At 38.7% G+C, this 1,746-nt stretch carries 2 protein-coding genes; both read right to left on the bottom strand.

Features of this window, described 5'->3' with window-relative positions:
- Positions 1–303: 303 nt before the first annotated feature.
- Positions 304–1,383: an IS630 family transposase gene (locus HRU21_13355; protein NRA43270.1), complete on the bottom strand. Its 1,080-nt coding sequence runs from the start codon at positions 1,381–1,383 to the stop codon at positions 304–306.
- A gap of 64 nt (positions 1,384–1,447) precedes the next feature.
- Positions 1,448–1,746, bottom strand: a 299-nt coding sequence (locus tag HRU21_13350) for a hypothetical protein (protein ID NRA43269.1), incomplete at its 5' end; no start/stop codon positions are given.

The following is a 1,746-nucleotide window of genomic DNA, read 5'->3' as shown; positions in this document are numbered from 1 at the left end:
GTTCAGTCAGAAATGTTCAAAAGAAAATAAACAACTTAGCGTGTGTGTCAGGGAGCGCAGTCTTAGGGCTGCGCTCTTTTTTGGTTTTTACCTGGGAGCCATTGTAAGACTAATGCCAGAATTAAGTGTTTTTAGCTCGAAGAGCTATTGTTTTAAATAGCCTCGGTCTTCAGGCCGTGGGTTTGGTAGATAATACAAGGGCGTGCCGACAGGTATGCAGTTTACTCCGTACCTATCGGCACGGATATTTTTTGGGGGCTTACCGCCAGCTAAAGCTAGTGTCATGTCCCATAAAATAGTTATTTAATTTTCGTCAGTTAATTTAATACATAAACGTCTAATTTTTTCTAGAATTTCTTCAGCAGTGGCAGTCCATGTAAAAGGTTTTGGATCTTGATTGTGCTTTTGAACAAACTCATCGATTTTCTCAACGAGTTGTTTTGTAGACTTAAAATTTCCTCTCCTAATAGTCTTATCGGTAATTAGACCAAACCAGCGCTCAACTTGATTAAGCCATGATGAATACGTTGGAGTAAAGTGAAACTCAAATCGGGGATGCCTTATCAACCATGCTTTCACCTTTTCATGTTTATGAGTGGAGTAATTATCAAGAATAACATGAACATTTAATTCTTTGGGAACATTTTTATTGATCTGATTTAGAAACTGAATAAACTCTTGATGCCTGTGACGTTTTTTACAGGATGCTTCAACTTTACCTGTAGCTATATCTAAAGCAGCAAATAGCGTTGTCGTTCCATGTCTGAAGTAATTATCTGTCGCGCCTTCTGCATACCCAAAGCCCATGGGAAGTATAGGCTGTGTTCTTTCTAAAGCCTGACATTGGGACTTTTCATCAACAGCCAAGACAATCGCATTTTCTGGAGGATTTAAGTATAAACCAACTACATCTTTTACTTTATCTACAAAAAATGGATCCGTCGAAAGTTTGAAGCCTTTGCGTTTATGAGGCTTGACAGAAAAAGTTTTCCAAATGCGATTAACAGTTGATTTTGAAATACCTGTCTCGTTTGCCATACTTCGGCAACTCCAGTGAGTTTCACCTTCAGGTTTAGACTCCAGAGTTTTCTTTAATAATTCGGCAACCTTTTCGTCGTCGTGTGTTCGTGGACGGCCTGACCTATATTCGTCATGTAAACCATTCATACCATCGGCAATAAAACGGTTGCGCCATTTGCCAACAGTAGTTATAGAAACATCAAGTTTAGAGGCAATTGATGAATTACTCATGCCATCTGCTGATAATAAGATAATTTTAGCTCGCCTTACAAGTGAATGTGATAGACTTAAAGAGTTTGCCCATGCTTCAACTTCTTGACGGGTTTCATGTGAAAGTTCTAGAGGTTTCAGAGGTCTTGGCATATTTAAATCCTAAGTTTTACTAAAAGGTACACCAAAATAACTATATGAAAATTTAGGATAGTTATTATTTTAGAAATTTATGGGACATGACACTAGCTCCAAATGAAGTTGGTATGTACTGACCTTCTGGAGAGATTTTTCCAAGCCAGCCACGCCAAGGAGCCTGCTTTTTGACATCTGACCCAATGCCAATATTTGTAGCTATCCAAAAGTTTCCTTTGTGGTCGACTTTAGGCCCAAAACTGTACTCGTGATAATTCCCAGTTGTCTTCCAACCACTTGATACAGTTATGTATTCATCTGCTTCATCATCGCTGTCTATATCGCGTATTTTAGTAAGCTCGGTTCTCTGAATGGTAAAGT

It is taken from the genome of Pseudomonadales bacterium (assembly GCA_013215025.1).
Classification (GTDB): Bacteria; Pseudomonadota; Gammaproteobacteria; order Pseudomonadales; family DT-91; genus DT-91.
This window is presented reverse-complemented; position numbering and strand designations above follow the sequence as displayed.